The organism is Mesoterricola silvestris, assembly GCF_030295405.1.
Lineage (GTDB): Bacteria > Acidobacteriota > Holophagae > Holophagales > Holophagaceae > Mesoterricola > Mesoterricola silvestris.
Map to the genome: position 1 here is coordinate 2,863,746 of NZ_AP027080.1, position 18,976 is coordinate 2,882,721.

The following is an 18,976-nucleotide window of genomic DNA, read 5'->3' on the forward strand; positions in this document are numbered from 1 at the left end:
CATTATGCACCCGGATGGAGGGTTCCCTGAACCGCCCGCAGGTCCTCGCGCAGGGTGCCCATGGGCAGGTGCCCCGCCTTGCGCGCGGTTTCCAGGGCCATGGCGTCCTCGAAGTCCAGCCCGCCGCGGTAGCCTTCCAGGGCCGCCCGGGGCACGGCGGGGTCCTCCACCACCAGGTCCTTGTTGTCCAGGATCATCTCCAGGGCCTCGACCATGCGGGGCCGGCTGCGGCCGTGGACGCCCTCCAGGGCCCGCACCGTTTCCGCCAGCACCAGGTGGGAGACCCACACGGGCCCCGCTTCCCGTATGAAGGCCTGGGCCGCCGGGCTCCCGGCGAGGCTGCCCACCAGAAGGGAGGCGTCAACGGACCGCATGGCGCCTCCGCATCCGCTCCTTGACGCCCTCCAGGAGTTCGGGCCCCGTCTTGTGCAGCACGCCCTGCTGGAGATCCAGGGCCGTGGCCACGTCGCCCAGGGTGAACTTGCCCACCCGGCGCACCTGGAGGTTCCCGTCCTTGAGCTCCCAGTCGATGTAGTCGCCCGGGGCGATGCCGAACTTCTTCATGACCGCCGAGGGCACGGACACCTGGCCCTGGGCCGTGATCCTGGAACGTGCGAGACTCATGCGGACCTCCCAGCCGGTCCAGTGTATCCATTACCGGCTTAATGCCCGCCTTTTTGTTCGCATCAGGGTGCAAGGGAGTAGGATCCAGGACACGTCACACTTCCAGGAGGCACACATGCGAATCGGCGTCCTAACCGGCGGGGGCGACGTCCCTGGGCTCAATCCCTGCATCAAGATGCTGGTGGCCCGGGCCAACGAGGAGGGCTTCGAGGTGGTGGGGATCCGCAGGGGCTGGGCCGGGCTCCTGGAGTACAACCTCGACGACCCCGACACCCATCCCCGGTGCATCCTGCCCCTGGACAAGTTCAACACCCGCACCGTGGACCGCACCGGCGGCACCTTCCTGCACACCAGCCGCACCAACCCCGGCAAGGTGAGCCTGGGCCGGGTTCCGGACTTCCTCAAGCCCACGATCACCCCCGACCAGGAGGGCCCCTTCGATTTCACGCCCCACGTGCTCAAGGTCATCGAGAAGCTCGGCATCGACATCCTCATCCCCATCGGCGGGGACGACACGCTGAGCTACGGCGAGCGCATGCACCAGGAGGGCGTGGCCTGCGTGGCCATCCCCAAGACCATGGACAACGATATCTTCGGGACGGACTACTGCATCGGCTTCTCCACCGCCGTCACCCGCAGCGTGGAATTCATCCACCAGCTGCGCACCTCCGCGGGATCCCACGAGCGCATCGCCATCGTCGAGCTCTTCGGCCGGAATTCCGGGGAGACGTCGCTGCTGGCCTCGTACCTTGCCGGCGTGGACCGGGCCCTCATCAGCGAGGTGCCCTTCGATCCCGTCCGGGTGGCCGAGAAGGTCATGGCCGACAAGCGCGGCAACCCGAGCAACTACGCCATGATCACCGTGAGCGAGGGCGCGCACATGGTCGGCGGGACCCCGGTGGAGTTCGGCGAGGCCGACGCCTACGGCCACAAGAAGCTGGGCGGCATCGGCCACATCCTGGGCGAGGCCCTCAAGAAGCTCACCGGCGAGGACGTGCTGAACCAGCAGGTCTCCTACCTCATGCGAAGCGGCGCCCCGGACAGCCTCGACCTCATGGTGGCCGTGAACTTCGCCAACGTGGCCATCAACGTCATCCGCGGCGGGGAGCGCAACCGCCTGGTGGCTCTGCGCAACGGCACCTACACCAGCGTGCCCATGTCCACGCTGACCCAGGGCCTCAAGCGGGTGGACGTGGCCGAACTCTACGACAAGGACAACTACCGCCCCAAGGTCCGGCACGTGGAAGGCAAGCCCATGTTCCTCTACTGAGGGAGGCGGCGCGCGCCTACTTCGACCGCACCATCCCCGCCTTGCAAAGCCCCATGCGGTTGAACTGCAGGGTCCGCCTGAGCCCCGTGTCCCAGAGGGAGACCTCCCTCACCAGCAGCAGTTCCTTCACCAGGTGCGCCGCCTGCGCCCGGGGCACCTCCGCGGAGTCGCGCCCCCCGAAGACCAGGTAGAGCCGCTCCTCCGGGAAGAACCGGTCCACCCGCCCCTGCACCGCGGCCTCGGAGAATTCCTGGGAGAGGCCCACGAAGGTCCACTCCTGGCCGTCGGTGCGGATCCAGTCGATGGACTTGGCGAGGCTGCGGGTGGCTCTCTGGATCGACGGGGTGCCCATGGCCGGCCTCGGGGTGGAGAAGGAGTCTACCGCAGCGGGCGCCCGGAGGGGTCCCCTAAGCTTCCCGCACCAGACGCGCCACGTCTGGTTTCATGGAAAGAAAGTATTTGAGGACCCATGGGTCAGGATATAACGTCATGGGAAGGACGTGAGAGCCGATTCACTTCTCTGCATCCCGTCCACCCCAGCGTTCACGGCCCACGGCGACCGGCACCCCGGCGGTGTAGGGCCCGCCGGGGGCCTGCCCCGAACCCCGACCCGAGGTACCCGCCATGACCAAGGTCATCCCGGCCGATCACGTGGCCAAGCTCATCCGCGACGGCGCGACCCTGGGCGCCAGCGCGATCACCCTGTCGGGCTGGCCCGAGGCGGTGGCCCTGGCCATCGAGGCCAGCTTCCTGGCCTCCGGCCACCCCGCGGACCTCACCCTGGTCCATTCCACCGGGATCGGGAACTGGAAGGACAAGGGGACCAATCATTTCGCCCACAGGGGCCTCGTCGGGCGCTGGATCGGGGGGCACACGGGCCTCTCCCCGGACCTGGCCCGCATGATCATCGACGGGGAGCTGGAGGGCCACTGCCTGCCCCAGGGCGTGCTCTGCCAGCTGTGGCGGGAGATCGCCGCCCACCACCCGGGGGTCCTGTCCCGCATCGGCCTGGGCACCTTCGTGGACCCCCGCCTGGAGGGGGGGAGGATGAACAAGGCGACCCTGCGCGACCGGGTGGAGGTGGTGCGGTTCGCCGGGGAGGAGTGGCTGTTCTACCCGGGCTTCCCGGTGGACGTGGCCCTCATCCGGGCCTCCACGGCCGACGAGGACGGCAACCTCACCCTGGAGGACGAGGGCGTCCTCATGGAGTGCCTGCCCCTGGCCCAGGCGGCCCGCAACAGCGGCGGCATCGTCATCGCCCAGGTGGAGCGGGTGGTGCCCCGGGGCACCCTGCACCCCAAGAGCGTGCGGGTGCCGGGGGTGCTGGTGGACCACCTGGTGGTGGCCCGGCCCGAGCACCACTGGCAGTCGGCGGGCACGTACCGGAACCCGTCCTTCTCCGGCGACCTGCGCACGCCCCTGGGCGCCATCCCCGAGCTGCCCCCCGACGAGCGCCTGGTCATCGCCCGGCGCGCGGCCCTGGAACTGGCCCCGGGCTCCGTGGTGAACCTGGGCATCGGGGTCCCCGACGGGGTGGCCATCGTGGCCGCCCAGGAGGGCGCCTCGGACCTGGTCACCCTCACCACCGAACTGGGCGCCATCGGCGGCGTCCCCGCCGGCGGCAGGAACTTCGCCATGTCCTTCAACGCGGACGCCTTCATCGAGCACCAGGCGATGTTCGACTGGTACGACGGCGGCGGCCTGGACCAGGCCTTCCTGGGCGCGGGGGAGGTGGACCGCCACGGCAACGTGAACGTCAGCAAGTTCAGCGGCCGCTGCGTGGGCTGCGGCGGCTTCATCAACATCTCCCAGGCCACCCGGAAGGTGGTCTTCTGCAGCAGCTTCACGGCGGGGGGCCTGGAGGTGGGGCTGGAGGGCGGAAGGCTGGCGATCCGCAGGGAGGGCCGCAGCCGCAAGTTCGTGCGGGACGTGGAGCAGGTGACCTTCAGCGGCGCCTACGCGGCCCGCACGGGGCAGTCCGTGCTCTACGTCTCCGAGCGTGCCGTGTTCGAGCTGGTGGACGGCGCCCTCACCCTCACGGAGATCGCGCCGGGCGTGGACCTGGAGCGGGACATCCTCGCCCACATGGACTTCGCCCCCGCCGTATCGCCCCAGCTCAAATTGATGCCAGCCGAGATCTTCCACGCCACGTGGGGCGGACTGCGCGCGCACATCGAGAACCGGCCGGAACCGGCCTTCGCATAAAGGAAAGGTGGATCCAGAATGAGCATCCTCACCCCGGAGAAACGCCAGATCCTCGAGGAGACGAAGGCCTTCGTCGCCCGGGAGATCATCCCCAACGCCGCCCGGTACGACAGGACCGGCGAATTCCACCTCTTCCTCCTGGAGGCGGCCCGCGAAAGCCGGATCTTCGCCATGGCCGTCCCCAAGGCGTACGGCGGGCTGGACTACGACGCCCACACCCAGGCCCTGGTGCTGGAGGCCTGGGGCTACGGCTGCGCGGGCATGGGCACCACGCTCGCCGCCAGCGTCCTGGCCATGGACTCGGTCCTGGTGGCCGGCAACGACGAGCAGAAAAAGCGCTTTTTCGACCCCATGGTGCGGGGCGAGATCGGCTCCTTCGGCCTCACCGAGCCCAACGCCGGATCCGACGCCGGCAACGGCAGGACCACCGCCCTCCGGGACGGCGACAGCTACGTGCTCAACGGCAGCAAGTGCTGGATCACCAACGGCGGGTATGCGTCCGTCTTCGTGATCTACGCCCTCACCGACCCCTCCAAGGGCATGAAGGGGCTTTCGGCCTTCATCGTCGAGAAGGGCCTTCCGGGCTTCACCATCGGCACCGTCGACCACAAGCTGGGCATCCGCAGCTCCAACACGGTCGAGCTCCTGTTCAAGGACGTGCGCGTCCCCGCCGCCAACCTCCTGGGCGCCGAAGGCGAGGGCATGAAGGTGGCCATGAAGACCCTGGACCTGGCCCGCCCCGCCATCGCGGCCCTGGCGCTGGGCATCGCCCAGCGGGCCCTGGACGCGTGCGTCCGGCACCTCCAGTCCCGGTTCCCCGACCCCAAGGTCCAGCCCGGGCAGACCCTCCAGTTCAAGCTCGCCGATATGCGCATCGAGATCGAGGAGGCCCGGGAGCTCCTGCACCACACCATGGCCCTGCGGGACGCCGGCCTTCCCTTCTCGGTGGAATCCGCCATGACCAAGACCTCCTGCGCGGACAAGGCCATGCGCATCACCGCCCAGGCCGTGCAGCTCATGGGCGCCCACGGCTACACGTCGGAGATCGCCAAGCTCATGCGCGACGCCAAGATCATGCAGATCTACGAAGGCACCAACCAGATCCAGCGCCTGGTCATCTCCCGCGCCGTGATGACGCCCCCCCGACCTGCGGCGGCCCAGAAAGGTGGCAACTGATGAGCATCCAACTGACCGAAGAACAACAGCTGATCGGGCAGAGCGCCCGGGAGTTCGCCCAGGCGTACCTGGAGCCCATCGCGGCCGACATGGACCGCACCGGGGCCTTTCCCGCGGAGGCGGTGCGGCAGCTGGCGGCCCACGACTTCCTGGGCCTCTTCCTGCCCGGCGAGCACGGCGGCGCCGACGCGGGGTTCGTGAGCTTCGTGGAGGTGGTGGAGACCCTCTCCCGCACCAGCGCGGCCACGGCCTCCATCCTCGTCAACCACGCCATGGCCGCCTATGCCATCCACCGCTGGGGCGACGCCGCCCAGCACCGCGCCTTCCTCCCCGCCCTGGCCTCGGGCGCGTCCCTGGGCGCCTTCGCCGTCTACGAGCACGGCCCCACGCCGGGGGTGGGCCCCGATGCCCTCCAGGCCACGCGGGTGCCCGGGGGCTGGGTGCTGAAGGGCACCAAGGCCTTCGTGCGCAACGCCGGGGAGGCCCAGGTCCTGGTGGTGGCGGCCTGCGCGGATCCCGCCGCCGGCGCCAAGGGCCTCGCGGCCTTCATCGTGCGCGCCGGGGCCCCGGGCCTCACCGTGGCCGCCCCGGCCGAGACCATGGGCCTCAGGGGCTGCCCCGTGGCCGACCTCCGCTTCGACGATGTCCTCGTCCCGGACGGGGACCTGCTCGGCAAGGCCGGCGACGGCGGGACCCTCGTGGAGGAGACCCTGGCCATGGCCTCCGTGGCCGAGGCGGCCCAGACCGTGGGCCTCGGCCAGGCCGCGGTGGAGCACGCCGCCGCCTACGCCCGGACCCGCGTCCAGTTCGGCCGGCCCATCGCGGCCCTCCAGGCCATCCAGACCCTCCTGGCGGAGACCGCCACGGACTGCCACCTGGCGCGCCTGGGCCTGCGGGACGCCGCGGAGCGCCTGGAATCCGGCGAGCCCTTCCTCGTGGAGGCCGCCATGGTGAAGACCTTCCTGGCCCGGGTCGGCAGCCGGATGCTCATCGACACCGTGCAGGTGGAGGGCGGCTTCGGCTACTCGGAGTTCATGCCCCTGCCCCGCCTCTTCCGGGACATCGCCGGCACCACCCTGCTGGAGGCCCCCGCCCAGTTCCCCGACGGGACCATCGCCGCCGCCCTGCTGGCCTGAGGACAACGCCATGCCCAACATTCTCGTGTGCTACAAGTGGGTCCTCGACGAGCAGGACATCAAGGTCCGGCCCGAGGACCTGGGCCTGGACACCTCCCGGGCCAAGGGCAAGATCAGCGACTTCGACCGCAACGCCATCGAGGCCGCCAGCCTCCTGGTGGAGGCCCAGGGGGGCGACGTCGAGGCCCTGTCCTTCGGCACCCAGGCCCTCAAGCTCTCCGTGAAGGACGTGCTCTCCCGGGGCCCCGGCAGGCTCACCTGGATCGGCGATCCCGCCGCCGAGACCGCCGACGCCTTCGTGGTGGCCCAGGTCCTGGCCGCCGCCATCCGCAGGGCCGGCCCCTACGACCTGATCCTCTGCGGCGAGGGCAGCTCGGACATGTTCTTCCAGCAGACCCCGGTCCGCCTCGCAGCCCTGCTGGGCCTGCCCTGCGTCACCTTCGTCCAGAAGATGACCTGGGCGGACGGCGTACTCACCGCCACCCGCAAGCTCCCCGACGGCACCGAGGAGGTGCGGGTCGCCGGCCCCGCGGTGGTGAGCGTGCTCGGAGAGATGAACAAGCCCCGCATCCCCTCCCTGAAGCAGGTGCTGGGCGCCTCCAAGAAGCCCAGCCGGGAGCTGCCCCTGGCCAGCCTCGGCCTGGCCCCCGGGGACCTGGAGCCCCGGGCGGTGCGGCGGACGCCGAAGGGTTTCCTCATGAACCGCCGGAACATCGTCTACAAGGAGAGCGACCCCGCCGAAAACGTCGCCCGTCTTGTCGCCAGCCTCAAAGCCGAAGGCCTGTAAGGAGCCCCCCATGGCAGGAATTTTCGTTTTCTCGGAAGATCCCGCGCTGACGCGGCAGCTCCTCACGCCGGGCCTGGAACTGAAGCGGGCCCTGGCCCAGCCCCTGGTGGCCCTCACGCGGTCCAGCGCCGAGGCCGGGGCCCTGGCGGGCCTGGGCGCGGACCGCGTCGTCCTCCTGCGGGGCGCCGGCGCCCCCGAGGCCCTGGCCCCGGCCGTGGCCGCCCTGGCTTCCGCCGCTTCCGTGGTCCTGGTGGGCGGCACCCTGCGCGGCAAGCACCTCGCCGCCCACGTGGCCGCCACCCTCGGGGCCGGCCTCAGCACCGACGCCAGGACCCTGCGCGTGGCCGAAGGCCGGCTGGAGACCACCCGCATCCTCTACGGGGGCCTGGCGGTGGGCGAGGAATCCCTGGCCCTGCCCGCGGTGGCCACCGTCCCCCCCCGCACCTTCCCGGCCCCGGCCCCCGCGGGGGCCGCGGTCCCGGTGGAGACCCTGGACGTGGCCCCCGATGCCCGGGTGGAGGTGCTTTCCACGCAGCCCGCCGCGGGCGAAGGGGTGGACATCGGCGCCGCCACCCGGCTGGTGGCGGTGGGCCGGGGCTTCAACGCCCGGGCCGACCTGGACCTGGCCGTGGACCTGGCCGGGGCGCTCCAGGCCGAACTGGCCTGCACGCGCGGCATCGCCGAGGACGAGCACTGGCTGCCCGTGGAGCGCTACATCGGCATCAGCGGCCAGACCGTGAAGCCCGAACTCTACGTGGCCGCGGGCCTCTCCGGGCAGGTGCAGCACATGGTGGGGTGCCGGGAGGCCAAGGTCATCGTGGCCATCAACAAGGACGAGAGGGCGCCCATCTTCGAGGCCGCGGACTTCGGCATCGTGGGCGATCTCTACACCGTGCTGCCGCTGCTCACCGCCGCGCTCAAGGACTGAGCCATGTCCGACGATTCCTTCGACGTGATCGTGGTGGGCGCGGGGCCCGCGGGTTCGGCCTGCGCCTTCGCCCTGGCCCGGGAGGGCAGGAGCGTCCTCCTCCTGGAGCGCGGCGACTCCGCCGGCGCCAAGAACCTGAGCGGGGGCCGGCTCTACACCTACGCCCTGGAGCTGCTGGAACCCGGCATGTACCTGCGGGCCCCCCTGCAGCGCCGCATCGTGCGCGAGCAGGTGATGCTGGTGGAGGGCCGGCGCGCCACCACCCTGGACGTCGCCGATCCCGCCTGGGGCGAGGGCGTGCCCCGGTCCCATTCGGTGGTGCGGGCCTCCCTGGACGAATGGTTCGCCGCGGAGGCCGAGGGCGCCGGGGCCGTTTTCGCCGCCGGCATGCGCGTGGACGGCCTCCTGGAGGAGAACGGCCGCATCGTCGGCATCCGCGCCGGCGAGGACGAGATGCGCGCGGGGGTCGTGGTGGCCGCCGACGGCGTCAATTCCCTCCTGGGCCAGCAGGCCGGGCTCTTCCCCGACGTGGCGGCCCGGGCCGTGGGGGTGGGGGTCAAGGAGACCATCGAGCTCCCGGATGCCGTCATCGACGACCGCTTCGGCGTCACCGCCGGCGAGGGCGTGGCCCGGGTGGCCATCGGATGCACCGAAGGCGTTTCCGGCGGCGGATTCCTCTACACCAACCGGGGCAGCCTCTCCCTGGGCATCGTCTTCAACCCGGAGCAGGCCGCCGCCCACGGCCGGCCCATCCAGGAGATCTTCCAGGACTTCAAGGAGCAGCCCGCCATCGCCGCCCTCCTCGAAGGCGGCACCAGCGTGGAATACGGCGCGCACCTGGTGCCGGAGATCGGCCACCACGGCGTCCCCGCGCGGCTCCACCGGGAGGGGATGCTGGTCATCGGCGACGCGGCCCAGTTCGGCATCAACACGGGCCTCGTGATCCGCGGCATGGACCTGGCCATCGTCAGCGGCCTCGCCGCGGCCCGGGCCATCCTCCAGGAGGGCGCCCCCACGGGACCGGCCTACATGGCCCAGCTGGAGGAGCTGGCCCTCCTGCCCACCCTGAGGGCCTACGCGGAATTCCATGGGATCTTCGGCATCTCCAGGATCTTCAAGGAATATCCCGCCCTGGCCAACCAGGCCCTGGGCTTCCTGTTCCAGGTGGACGGCCGGGTCCCCCCGCCGATGCTGAAGGAACTCCTGGCCATCGTGAGAAAGAACGTCTCGTTCAGGCAACTGGCGGCCGACGCCTGGAAGGGGTACCGAAGCCTATGACCCTCAAACGGCTCAGCCCGGAAGAACTGCTCGGCCTCGACCGCTTCAACGTGGACGAGGGCCATCCCCACATCCTGGTGGACCGGGCCCGCTGCGCCCTGTGCGCGGCCCGGCCCTGCGTCACCGTGTGCCCCGCGCGCTGCTACCGGCTCAAGGACGGCCAGGTGGCCTTCGACTGCGCCGGGTGCCTGGAATGCGGCACCTGCCGCGTCGTGTGCAAGGACCAGGGCGTGACCAGCTGGACCTACCCGCGGGCCTCCTTCGGAATCACCTTCCGTTGCAGCTGACCCCCCCAACCCCAAGGAGCGACACAATGGAAACCACCGCAACCCCCACCTTCGAGGTGGGCCAGACCTGCACCTATTCCCAGGTCATCGACGACCAGCTCGTGCGCGCCTTCGCGGAACTCAGCGGGGACCGCAACGCCATCCACCTGGACGACGCCATCGCCGCCACCAGCCGCTTCGGCCAGCGCATCGCCCACGGCGCGATCCTCTTCGGGATCGTCTCCAAGGTCCTGGGCATGGACATGCCCGGCGTGGGCACCGTCTACCTCAACCAGACCTGCAACTTCAAGCTCCCCGTCTTCATCGGCGACACCGTCACCCTCACCGCCTCCATCATCGAGCTCCTCCCCAAGAGCATCGCCCGCATCTCCACCGTCATCACCCGGCAGACCGGGGAAGTGGTCATGGACGGCGTGGCGGAGGTGAAGCTGCCGGGGTGGCTCTTCAAGGCGCCTCGGGGATAGGGGGCGTAAAAATGGCAATGCGTTTGCCTAGGTCAAGCCGTTCAGAGGCCAGGCGACAAGGGTTGATAGGACGGCGCGAAGCAATATGGCCCGGGTGGCCATGGCCTTGATTCTGGTTTGTCCGAGACTCTGAACGGCATTGCCGGGACGTGTCGGAAGACCGGTTGGAAAGGCTAAACGCTGGGACGCAGAGGGCTCGCAGAGGCGCTGGGAAAAAAGATAAATCTTCACCCCCAGCGCCCCAGCGAGCCCTCTGCGTCCCAGCGTTTGGCATTTTGCTTGGGTTCTAACAGACCTGGCGTTCAGTCAGTGCCAATCCCACCATTCAAATGGTTGCTTTTTTTGCGCCGCGAATTGGGGGAACCAGGACTGTCCAATTCATTCAATTCATGCCTTTCCCCCCAGGGCCATGGCCGGGATGGGCCCGGGGCATGCGGATCAACCGCGCGCCGGCCCACCCTGGCGCTGGCCCTGCTTGAACGGGATGAAACGGATGGCCCGGATGAAGGGGATAAGCGTCCAAGCGGACGACAAACACCGCGCCGGACGCTGGCGCCGAAATTAAAACCCGGGCGTTTGGTATGTTATTGGGATAGACTTTCCAGGCCCCCTTCCGCCACCGATTCCCACGGAAACCCCCATGGAATTCCGCCTGCTCCGATACTTCGTCGCCGTGGCCGAGGAGCTGAACGTGACCCGGGCGGCGGAACGGTTGCATACGTCGCAGCCGTCGCTGAGCCAGCAGATCCGGCAGCTCGAGGGGATCATCGGGGCGCCGCTGTTCCTTCGGGAGAAGCACCGGCTCACCCTCTCGGACACGGGACGCACCTTCCTTCCGGCGGCCCGGGACATCCTGGCCTCGGTGGCGGAGGCGCTGGCCCAGGCCCGGGCCAGCGCGCGGGACGAGGTGGGCACCCTGGCCCTGGGGATGATCATGGGGCCCGAGGGGCTGGTGCTGTCGAACCTGCTGCCCCGGCTCATGCGCACGGCCCCGGAGGTGCACCTGAAGCTCCGGACCATGACGGCCCCGGAGCAGATCCTGGCGCTCCAGAGGCGCGAGATCATGGCGGGGTTCACCCGCGGGCCCGTGGAGGGCGACGATATCGCGGCGGAGATCTACACCCAGGAGCGGGTGGTGGCGGTGTTCCCCGACACCTGGCCCCTGGCGCGCCTGGAGCGGGTGCCGCTGGGGGCCCTCACGGGCCTGCCCCTGGTGTCCATCTCGGAGACCATCGCCCCGGCGGTGGCCGCCCTCACGGGGCGCCTGGAGCGCCTGGGGGGGGTGGTCTTCACGAAGGGACTCGTCACGGAGAGCTTGATGACGTCCATGAACGCCGTGGCCTCGGGACTGGGGTTCTGCTTCTTCTCGGAGTACGTGGGCGACGTGGTGCCCAAGGGCGTGGTGACGCGGCCCCTGGACCTGGATCCCGCGCCGACCCTGGATCTCCTTTTCGCGTACCGCAAGGACGCCCAGTCCGCGGCGCTCAGGAGCCTGGTGGAGGTGGTGCGGGAGAGCTCCCCCTACCGGCTCCAAGGAGGTGGGCCAGGTGGCGCCCCGCCGGCGGCGGCGGATCGCCCTCCGCGTCCAGGGTCAGCGCGGCCGACACGCACACCTCCACGTAGGGGTTGATGACGGCGGTGATGCGGGTGGCGAGGCCCCCGTCGCGGCAGGCCTCGGGGTCGCTGGCCACCAGCACCGCGCGGCAGATGGAGGGCCGGTCCCCGTAGACGCCGCAGGCGCCGTCCGGACCCAGGAAGACGCAGGAGGCCTCCTCCCGGGGCCTGCCGATGAAATCGGCGGGGGAGGTCCAGGGGCGCTGGGCTTCCAGGCGACGGGGATCGGGGCGGGGACCGGTTTCGGCCAGGAGCTCGGCCTCGTCCCGGGTGACCCCCACCCAGAGCCGGCAGCAATGCGAGCAGCCGCGGCCGCACCGCACCTGGCCGATCACGTCCGGCCTGAGGGCGGCGAACCGGGCCTGGGCCGCGTCCACGCGCCGGTGGACCTCCCGGGCCCTGCCGGCGCCCCGGGGGACCTCCCGCAGCTCCTGGACCTCCCGGGCCAGGGCGCGCAGCGCCTCCTCCCGGGCCCCCTGCCCCAGGCCGCCCAGGAAGTGATCGAAGGCTTTGGTCGTGCGGTAGTCCATGGACCCTGATGGTCCCAGCCGGGGGCGGATTCGTCCACCGGAGGAAACTGCTATAGAATTCGCCCATGACCAAAGTGCTGGTGATCGACGACAGCGCCTTCTTCCGGAAGGTGCTGCGGGGCTTCCTGGAGGAGGACGGCTTCCAGGTGGACGATTTCGAGCCCCTCTCCGCCCTGGAGGTGCTGGAGCGGGCCAGGGCCTTCCTGCCCGACCTGGTGGTCACGGACTACACCATGCCCTACGTGGACGGCCTGGCGGTGCTCCGCATGATCCGGCGCCACGGGCCCTCCCTGCCGGTGGTGGTGCTCACCGCGTACCGGGACCCCCAGCGGGAGGCCCGGCTCCGGGAGCACGCCCCGGTGTGGGTGCTCCACAAGCCCATGAAGGGCGAGGACATCGTCAAGGCCGTGAAGGGGATCGTGGCGGGGCCGGCTCCCGGTCCAGCACCAGCCTGAGGGTGGCCCAGGCCAGGGGCAGCGCGCCGGCCAGCAGGAAGGTCATGTCCGCGACGATGCGGATCCATTCCAGGGTGTGGTACGTGCCCGACATGAGGTAGGTGAGCCTGCGGGCGTGCCAGTACCCGTTGGCCAGGGCGTCCCAGAGCTGCAGCACCCCGGCGGGGAACAGATCCAGGAGGATCATGAGGGCCAGGCCGATGTTCAGCCCCCAGAACCCCGCCCGGATGAGCCCCTCCACCCGCGCCCAGGCCCGGTCCGAGCGGAGGGAGCGCAGGCAGAAGAACACCACCGCCAGGGCCAGCATGCCGAAGACGCCGAACATGGCCGCGTGGCCGTGGTTGGGCGTGAGGGTGGTGCCCACCTCGAAGTAGGACACGATGGGCAGGTTGATGAGGAACCCGAAGACCCCCGCCCCCACGAAGTTCCACACCCCCACGGCGATGAGGAAGCGGATGGGCCACACGTGCCGGGACCCCAGGGGCAGGTCGCAGTCGTCGCAGACCTTGTCCTGGAGCCGGATGAAGTCCCAGGCGTCCAGGGTGAGCAGGGTGAGGGGCACCACCTCCAGGGCGGAAAAGCACGCGGCGAGGCCCATGTTCAGGGTGCCCTGGCCCGTGAAATACCAGTGGTGCCCGGTGCCCACGATGCCCCCCACCAGGTAGAGGATGCCGTCCAGGTACACCAGCCGCGTGGCGGCCAGCTCCTTGATGAGCCCCATCTGCACGAACATCACGGCCACCATCACCGTGGCGAACAGCTCGAAGAAGCCCTCCACCCACAGGTGGATGATCCAGAACCGCCAGTTGTCGATGACGGCGAAATTCGTGTGGGGCCCGTAGAAGAGCGCCGGCACGTAGAAGAGGGGGATGGCCACCGCCGCCACCAGGAAGAGGCTGGGCAGCTCCCCCTTGCCCCGGCCCATGGCGGGCCGCAGGGCCCGGAACATGAGCCACAGCCAGAAGACGAGTCCCACGGCCAGGAGCACCTGCCAGAAGCGCCCCAGGTCCAGGTACTCGCTGCCCTGGTGCCCGAACCAGAACCAGAGGCTCCCCAGGCGGTCGTTGATCCCCAGGTACTCCCCGCCCAGGCTCCCGAAGACCACCAGGGCCAGGGCCCCCAGCAGCACCAGCACGCCCGCGTTCTGCCCCCGGGGCTCGGCGCCGCCCACCAGGGGCGCCAGGAAGAGGCCCCCGGCCACCCAGGAGGTGGCGATCCAGAAGATGGCGATCTGCAGGTGCCAGGTGCGGGCGAGGTTGTAGGGCAGGAACCGGGCCAGGTCGAAGCCGTAGAAGGCCCCGGGCTCCACCCGGTAGTGGGCCAGGGCGCCGCCCAGGGCCGCCTGGGCCAGGAAGAGCAGCATCACCACCAGGAAGTAGAGGCCCAGGGACCGCTGGCTGGCGGTGGGGGTCCAGCCCTGCAGCGCCCCCGCGGACCCGCGGTGGCTGCCGACGCCGCCGCCCCAGCCCAGGTAGTCGAACTTCCCGAAGACGAAAAGGATCAGCCCGAGGCCTCCCAGGAGGGTCACGAGGCTCATGGCGCTCCACAGGTAGGCGGAGCTGGTGGGCAGGTTGCCCACGAGCGGCTCGTAGGGCCAGTTGTTGGTGTAGGAGTAGTCGGTGCCGGGGCGGGTGGCCACGGTGGCCCAGGCCGCCCAGGCGAAGAAGTCGTTGAGCCGGCGCAGTTCCCCGTCGCTGCGGATGTAGCCCGCGGGCAGGCCCGGGGCCGGGTCCAGGCCCGAGAAGTAGTCCCGCCACTCCCCGGCCTGGACCTCGTGGGCCCGGGCCTCCGGGGCGGTGAACACCAGGGTGCCCCCGGCGTAGCGGTTCTCCTTGAGCATGAGCTTGAGCCGCTCCCCCAGCCCCGGCGCCGCGTCCGCGGGCACCTGGGCGTAGGGCGTGCCGAAGCGCTCCTGGGCCAGGGTGTCCCGGCCGATCTCGGCGAGGCGGTGCAGGTACTCGGCCGAGTAGTCAGGCCCCAGGTAGGCCCCGTGGCCCCAGAGGGTCCCGTGCTCCATGAGCCCGTACTTGAAGAACACCCCCTGCCCTTCCCGGATGTCGTCGCCCGTGAAGAGCACCCGGCCCGCGGTGTCCACCACCCGGTCCGGAATGGGCGGGGCCCCCGCGTAGGTCTTGACGGTGACCAGGCTCAGCAGGCTGAAGCCCGCGATCATCACCAGGAGGACGGCGATCCTCCACCACGGGGACAGCGGCTTGGCTTCCTCGGACACGGGCACCTCCGGAGGTCGGGAAATCCCTTGGGATCCCAGGCGTCCGACTATACGACCTGTGCGAATGAGACGCAACCACCGTATTTGTGCAAATCAACGTTCCGGCTATTCCGCGGCCTTCTCCGCCTCCCGGAGGGCCCTTTCGGCCGCGTCGATGATCTTCTGGTAGCCGGTGCAGCGGCACAGGTGGCCCGAGAGTTCCCGGCGCACCTCGTCGTGGGTGAAGGACCGGCCGCTCTCCACCATGGCCGTGGTGCTGAGCACCAGGCCGGGGGTGCAGAACCCGCACTGGATGGCGCCCTCCTCCACGAAGGCCTCCTGCACCGGGGACAGGTGGCCGTCCCGGGCGATGCCTTCGATGGTGGTGACGGTCTTGCCGTCGGCCCAGGCGGCGAGGTAGATGCAGGAGTTCACGGGGGTGCCGTCGATGAGGACGGTGCAGGCGCCGCATTCGCCCACGGAGCAGCCCTGCTTGACCCCGGTGAACTGCAGCCGGTCCCGCAGGACGTCCAGGAGGGATTCGCGGATATCGATCTCGATGCGGTAGGGCCGGCCGTTGACGGTCAGGGCGATCTTCTTCTGCACGGCCACTCCGGCGGAATTCCTAGTCAGCACAGCAACCTCCCCCACGCTTCACGGCCTCGGCCACGGCCCGCTGGGCCAGAACTTCGATGAGATGCTCCCGGTAGTCCTTGGAGGCGCGCCAGGAGGTGCGGGCCCTGGCGGGCTTCACGGCGAGGCGCGCGATCTCCTGCACCACCTCCAGGGTGACCTCCTTCCCCTTGGCGTAGGCCTCGGCCTCGAAGCACCGGATGGGCACCGGCGCCGCGACCCCCAGGCCGATGCGCAGGTCCGCGAAGCGGTCCTCCCGCACCTTGCAGACGGCGGCCACGCCCAGGGTGGCGATGTCCATGGCCTTGCGCATGGCGTACTTGATGTAGTGGCCGCCCATGCCCTCGTAGCCCTCCCGCGGGATGAGGATGGCGGTGAGGAGCTCGCCGGGGCGCAGGTTCACCTTGCCGGGGCCGGCGTAGAAGTCGCCCATGGGGATGATGCGCTCGTCCGTTGCGGTCTCCAGCTTCAGCAGCGCGTCCAGGGCGAACAGCGTCGAGGCGCTGTCGGCGGACACGGCGCCGTTGCAGATGTTGCCGCCGATGGTGGCCACGTTGCGCACCTGGGGGCCGCCCATGGACACCGCGGCCTCGCACAGGATGGGCACGCGCTCGCGGATCAGTCCGTTCCGGAAGATCGTCGTGAAGGGGGCCATGGCCCCCACCGAGATCGTCCCGTCGCCCAGCATGGCGATCTCCTCCAGGCCGTGGAGGTTCTTGAGGCTCAGGAGGCCCGAGCCCGCGAGGCTGCCGTGCTGGAGGCGGATGAGCACGTCGGTGCCGCCCGCGATGACCTTGAGGTCCGGGTTCGCGGCGAGGACCGCCTTGGCCTCCTCCAGCGTCCCGGGTTCGTGGAGTTCGCAGATGTCAAACATGTTCGGTGCTCCTCTGAGCCAGCAGCCCCGCTTCCCGGAACTTCTCGAAAACCACCTGCGGGTAGAGGGGGATCTTGTGGAAGGCCACGCCCGTGGCGTCGAGCACCGCGTTGCGCACGGCCGGGGCGGGGGAGATGACGGGGCACTCGCCCAGCGACTTGGAGCCGAAGGAGCCCGCGGCCTCGAAGGTCTCCACGAAGGCCGCGTTGATCTTCGGGGTGTCCAGGATGGTGGGCAGCTTGTAGTCCAGGAGGTTGTTGTTGAGGGTCTTGCCGGTCTGGGGATCGAAGAGCATCTGCTCCAGGAGGGCGGCGCCCAGGGCCATGCTCACGCCGCCGTGCACCTGGCCCTCGGCGAGCCGGGGATTGATGATCGTGCCGGAGTCGTGGACGTTCCAGAGCTCGGCCACCTCCACCTTGCCGGTCTCCACGTCCACCTCCACTTCCACGAAGGTGGCGCCGTAGGACATGGCGTTGATGCGCACGTTGGCGGAGGTGTCGCTGGTGATGGGGGCGGCCAGGAGGCGGTCGTAGAAGGCGTCCATGGCCACGTCCTCCAGGGTGCACACCACGCGGCCCAGGGCCGTCTCGACGATCCTGCGGTCCCGGATGTCCATTTCGTCCTTGGCCAGGCCCGTGCGCCGCGCCGCCACCTCCAGCACCTTGTCCCGCACCTCCAGGGCCGCCTTGCGCACGGCGATGCCGGTGACGAAGGTCTGCCGGGAGGCGTAGGCGCCGGAATCGTAGGGGGTGATGTCCGTGTCCTGGCTGGTCACCACGTGCACCATGTCCATGGGCAGCCCCAGCACTTCGGCGGTGATCTGGGCGAAGACGGTGTCGCTGCCCTGGCCGATCTCCGTGGCCCCCACCTGCAGGGCGACGGAGCCGTCCTGGTTCATGACGATGCGGGCGCCGGCCAGTTCCAGGGCCACGGGATGGGTGCCCGAGGCGTAGGCGAACAGCGCCATGCCCAGGCCGCGGCGCCTGGGCCCCGTCTGGCCGAGGTGGGCCTTGCGCTTCTCGTCCCACTTGATGAGTTCCATCCCCTTCTCGATGCACTGGGGGATGCCGAAGGAACGCACCACGTTCTTCGTGAGGGGGTCCTGGTGGCCCACCTTGATGAGGTTCTTCCGGCGCAGCTCCACCGGGTCCAGGTCCAGGCGGCGGGCGATGTCGTCCAGGTGGCTTTCCAGGGCGAAAAAGATCTGGGGCGTGCCGTAGCCGCGCATCGCGCCGGCCACGGGCAGGTTGGTGTAGACGGTCCTGGGCTCGTATTTCACGGCGCGGAAGTCATAGAGGGGCCGGAACTTCCCCCCCGCCGACATGGCGATGGAGTGGCCGTGGCTGGCGTAGGCGCCGGTGTTGCTCAGCACCTGCACGTGGATGCCCCGGAGCGTGCCGTCCGCGGCGACGGCGGTCTTCATATGGAGCTTCATGCCGTGGCGGGTGCGGGTGTCGATGAAGACCTCCTCGCGGGTCATGCAGTACCGCACGGGGCGCCCGCCCGCGGCCAGGGTCATGGCGGCGGTCAGGGGTTCCACCACCACATCCTGCTTGTTGCCGAAGCCGCCGCCCACGAAGGGCTTGACGACCTTCACGCGGCCCCACTGCAGGCCCAGGGCCTGGGCCACGATGCGCCGCACGATGTGCGGGATCTGGGTGGAGGAGTTGACCACCACGCGGCCGTCGGTGTCCACGTAGGCGAAGGCGCTCATGCTCTCGATGTGGCAGTGCTGCACGACGCTGGTCTCGTAGTCGCCTTCGATGACGTGGTCGGCGCCCCGGAATTCGGCCTCCACGTCGCCGAACTGCACGCCGAAGGAGCTCACGATGTTGCCCGGGCGGTTCTCGTGCAGGAGGGGCGCCCCCTCCTTCAGGGCGTCCTCGGCCGTGAGCACGTGGGGCAGCACCTCGTACTCGATCCCGATGAGGTGCAGCGCCTTCTCGGCGGTGAGCAGGTCCTCGGCCACCACGGCGGCCACGGCGTCGCCCACGAAGCGCGCCTTGTCCGTGAGGATCAGCCGGTCCTCCACGTCCCGGTGCCCCGGATCCAGCGACCAGGGATGCCCGGCCGTGGCGAACTTGATCTTAGGGAGATCCTGCGCCGTGAACACCGCCACCACCCCCGGCAGGGCCCGGGCCCGGGACAGGTCCACCGACACGACCCGTGCATGGGCGTGGGGACTGCGCAGCACCTTGCCCACGAGCATGTCGCGCTCGAAGAAGTCATCGGTGTACTTGGCCTTCCCCGTCACCTTGGCCACGGCGTCTAGCCTCTGGACGCTCTTGCCCACGATGTTGTGGTCCATTCGACACCTCTTGGGAACCGGAAGTCCCCGGATTGCTGGAAGTACAAAGTATGGAAGCACCCGCACCCTGATTCAATTTTTAATCAAGACAATCAATTTTTTTCACCGAGACTGAGACTGCTTCCGGACGGGGTGGGGGGGCACGTGTTCCGGACTTTCGCCAGGGATCCGCTGACGCAGACAAGCTGCGTCAGCGAA

General features: G+C 69.8%; 18 protein-coding genes and 1 pseudogene. 11 read left to right on the forward strand and 8 right to left on the reverse strand.

What is annotated here, in order from left to right; translation table 11 throughout:
- Positions 1-2: 2 nt before the first annotated feature.
- Positions 3-374, reverse strand: a complete 372-nt coding sequence (locus R2J76_RS12385; RefSeq protein WP_316411916.1) for a PIN domain-containing protein — start codon at positions 372-374, stop codon at positions 3-5.
- Positions 361-624 (reverse strand): AbrB/MazE/SpoVT family DNA-binding domain-containing protein, encoded by a 264-nt coding sequence (locus tag R2J76_RS12390; protein WP_316411918.1) that lies wholly within the window; start codon positions 622-624, stop codon positions 361-363. Before R2J76_RS12390 ends, R2J76_RS12385 begins: the two co-directional genes overlap by 14 nt.
- 115 nt (positions 625-739) lie before the next feature.
- Here R2J76_RS12390 and R2J76_RS12395 point away from each other — a divergent pair, with 115 nt between their 5' ends.
- On the forward strand, positions 740-1,894 hold the full coding sequence (locus R2J76_RS12395; RefSeq protein WP_316411919.1) for a 6-phosphofructokinase: 1,155 nt from the start codon (positions 740-742) through the stop codon (positions 1,892-1,894).
- Positions 1,895-1,910: 16 nt separating this feature from the next.
- Here R2J76_RS12395 and R2J76_RS12400 read toward each other — a convergent pair whose 3' ends face one another.
- A complete protein-coding gene (locus tag R2J76_RS12400) occupies positions 1,911-2,246 on the reverse strand; it encodes a hypothetical protein (protein WP_316411920.1) in 336 nt (111 codons plus the stop codon).
- Positions 2,247-2,518: 272 nt separating this feature from the next.
- Here R2J76_RS12400 and R2J76_RS12405 point away from each other — a divergent pair, with 272 nt between their 5' ends.
- The 9 genes from R2J76_RS12405 (at position 2,519) to R2J76_RS12445 (ending at position 11,785) form a co-directional block, all read left to right on the forward strand.
- Positions 2,519-4,099: an acyl CoA:acetate/3-ketoacid CoA transferase gene (locus R2J76_RS12405; RefSeq protein ID WP_316411922.1), complete on the forward strand. Its 1,581-nt coding sequence runs from the start codon at positions 2,519-2,521 to the stop codon at positions 4,097-4,099.
- Positions 4,100-4,117: 18 nt separating this feature from the next.
- Entirely contained in the window at positions 4,118-5,275 is a 1,158-nt protein-coding gene (locus tag R2J76_RS12410) for an acyl-CoA dehydrogenase family protein (protein ID WP_316411923.1), read from the forward strand.
- A complete protein-coding gene (locus R2J76_RS12415; RefSeq protein WP_316411925.1) occupies positions 5,275-6,411 on the forward strand; it encodes an acyl-CoA dehydrogenase family protein in 1,137 nt (378 codons plus the stop codon). Before R2J76_RS12410 ends, R2J76_RS12415 begins: the two co-directional genes overlap by 1 nt.
- 10 nt (positions 6,412-6,421) lie before the next feature.
- Positions 6,422-7,198 (forward strand): electron transfer flavoprotein subunit beta/FixA family protein, encoded by a 777-nt coding sequence (locus tag R2J76_RS12420; RefSeq protein WP_316411926.1) that lies wholly within the window; start codon positions 6,422-6,424, stop codon positions 7,196-7,198.
- Between the two features lie 10 nt (positions 7,199-7,208).
- The gene (locus tag R2J76_RS12425) at positions 7,209-8,126 is read left to right on the forward strand and encodes an electron transfer flavoprotein subunit alpha/FixB family protein (protein WP_316411927.1); all 918 of its coding nucleotides are present in this window, start codon (positions 7,209-7,211) and stop codon (positions 8,124-8,126) included.
- 3 nt (positions 8,127-8,129) lie between these two features.
- On the forward strand, positions 8,130-9,404 hold the full coding sequence (locus tag R2J76_RS12430; RefSeq protein WP_316411928.1) for an FAD-dependent oxidoreductase: 1,275 nt from the start codon (positions 8,130-8,132) through the stop codon (positions 9,402-9,404).
- Complete coding sequence (locus R2J76_RS12435) at positions 9,401-9,691, forward strand: ferredoxin family protein (protein WP_316411929.1); 291 nt, start codon at positions 9,401-9,403, stop codon at positions 9,689-9,691. The genes R2J76_RS12430 and R2J76_RS12435 overlap by 4 nt, the downstream gene beginning before the upstream one ends.
- 26 nt (positions 9,692-9,717) lie before the next feature.
- Positions 9,718-10,155: a MaoC family dehydratase gene (locus R2J76_RS12440; protein ID WP_316411930.1), complete on the forward strand. Its 438-nt coding sequence runs from the start codon at positions 9,718-9,720 to the stop codon at positions 10,153-10,155.
- 640 nt (positions 10,156-10,795) lie between these two features.
- A complete protein-coding gene (locus R2J76_RS12445) occupies positions 10,796-11,785 on the forward strand; it encodes a LysR substrate-binding domain-containing protein (RefSeq protein ID WP_316411931.1) in 990 nt (329 codons plus the stop codon).
- Positions 11,786-11,861: 76 nt separating this feature from the next.
- Here R2J76_RS12445 and R2J76_RS12450 read toward each other — a convergent pair.
- A pseudogene (locus tag R2J76_RS12450) lies at positions 11,862-12,299 on the reverse strand (YkgJ family cysteine cluster protein); the annotation flags it as partial.
- 65 nt (positions 12,300-12,364) lie between these two features.
- Between R2J76_RS12450 and R2J76_RS12455 the strand changes: the two are divergent.
- Positions 12,365-12,754 carry a response regulator gene (locus tag R2J76_RS12455; RefSeq protein WP_316411932.1) on the forward strand — a complete coding sequence of 130 codons (390 nt, stop codon included), beginning with the start codon at positions 12,365-12,367 and terminating at the stop codon, positions 12,752-12,754.
- Here R2J76_RS12455 and R2J76_RS12460 read toward each other — a convergent pair.
- From R2J76_RS12460 to xdhA, 4 genes are all read right to left on the reverse strand, one after another.
- The gene (locus R2J76_RS12460; protein WP_316411933.1) at positions 12,699-14,984 is read right to left on the reverse strand and encodes a nitric-oxide reductase large subunit; all 2,286 of its coding nucleotides are present in this window, start codon (positions 14,982-14,984) and stop codon (positions 12,699-12,701) included. The genes R2J76_RS12455 and R2J76_RS12460 overlap by 56 nt on opposite strands.
- A 105-nt stretch (positions 14,985-15,089) precedes the next feature.
- Complete coding sequence (gene xdhC, locus R2J76_RS12465; protein WP_394366836.1) at positions 15,090-15,575, reverse strand: xanthine dehydrogenase subunit XdhC; 486 nt, start codon at positions 15,573-15,575, stop codon at positions 15,090-15,092.
- A 13-nt stretch (positions 15,576-15,588) separates the two neighbouring features.
- Positions 15,589-16,470, reverse strand: a complete 882-nt coding sequence (xdhB, locus tag R2J76_RS12470; RefSeq protein ID WP_316411935.1) for a xanthine dehydrogenase FAD-binding subunit XdhB — start codon at positions 16,468-16,470, stop codon at positions 15,589-15,591.
- Entirely contained in the window at positions 16,463-18,778 is a 2,316-nt protein-coding gene (xdhA, locus tag R2J76_RS12475) for a xanthine dehydrogenase molybdenum-binding subunit XdhA (protein ID WP_316411936.1), read from the reverse strand. Before xdhA ends, xdhB begins: the two co-directional genes overlap by 8 nt.
- Positions 18,779-18,976: the final 198 nt, after the last annotated feature.

What these genes read in the sequence shown, in the direction of transcription:
- R2J76_RS12420 (WP_316411926.1), top strand. Translation starts at nt 6,422, where the DNA reads ATGCCCAACATTCTCGTGTGCTACAAGTGGGTCCTCGACGAGCAGGAC.
- xdhB (WP_316411935.1), bottom strand. Translation starts at nt 16,470, where the DNA reads ATGTTTGACATCTGCGAACTCCACGAACCCGGGACGCTGGAGGAGGCC.
- R2J76_RS12385 (WP_316411916.1), bottom strand. Translation starts at nt 374, where the DNA reads ATGCGGTCCGTTGACGCCTCCCTTCTGGTGGGCAGCCTCGCCGGGAGC.
- R2J76_RS12455 (WP_316411932.1), top strand. Translation starts at nt 12,365, where the DNA reads ATGACCAAAGTGCTGGTGATCGACGACAGCGCCTTCTTCCGGAAGGTG.
- R2J76_RS12395 (WP_316411919.1), top strand. Translation starts at nt 740, where the DNA reads ATGCGAATCGGCGTCCTAACCGGCGGGGGCGACGTCCCTGGGCTCAAT.
- R2J76_RS12405 (WP_316411922.1), top strand. Translation starts at nt 2,519, where the DNA reads ATGACCAAGGTCATCCCGGCCGATCACGTGGCCAAGCTCATCCGCGAC.
- R2J76_RS12445 (WP_316411931.1), top strand. Translation starts at nt 10,796, where the DNA reads ATGGAATTCCGCCTGCTCCGATACTTCGTCGCCGTGGCCGAGGAGCTG.
- R2J76_RS12400 (WP_316411920.1), bottom strand. Translation starts at nt 2,246, where the DNA reads ATGGGCACCCCGTCGATCCAGAGAGCCACCCGCAGCCTCGCCAAGTCC.
- R2J76_RS12430 (WP_316411928.1), top strand. Translation starts at nt 8,130, where the DNA reads ATGTCCGACGATTCCTTCGACGTGATCGTGGTGGGCGCGGGGCCCGCG.
- R2J76_RS12390 (WP_316411918.1), bottom strand. Translation starts at nt 624, where the DNA reads ATGAGTCTCGCACGTTCCAGGATCACGGCCCAGGGCCAGGTGTCCGTG.
- xdhA (WP_316411936.1), bottom strand. Translation starts at nt 18,778, where the DNA reads ATGGACCACAACATCGTGGGCAAGAGCGTCCAGAGGCTAGACGCCGTG.
- R2J76_RS12425 (WP_316411927.1), top strand. Translation starts at nt 7,209, where the DNA reads ATGGCAGGAATTTTCGTTTTCTCGGAAGATCCCGCGCTGACGCGGCAG.
- R2J76_RS12415 (WP_316411925.1), top strand. Translation starts at nt 5,275, where the DNA reads ATGAGCATCCAACTGACCGAAGAACAACAGCTGATCGGGCAGAGCGCC.
- R2J76_RS12435 (WP_316411929.1), top strand. Translation starts at nt 9,401, where the DNA reads ATGACCCTCAAACGGCTCAGCCCGGAAGAACTGCTCGGCCTCGACCGC.
- R2J76_RS12440 (WP_316411930.1), top strand. Translation starts at nt 9,718, where the DNA reads ATGGAAACCACCGCAACCCCCACCTTCGAGGTGGGCCAGACCTGCACC.
- R2J76_RS12410 (WP_316411923.1), top strand. Translation starts at nt 4,118, where the DNA reads ATGAGCATCCTCACCCCGGAGAAACGCCAGATCCTCGAGGAGACGAAG.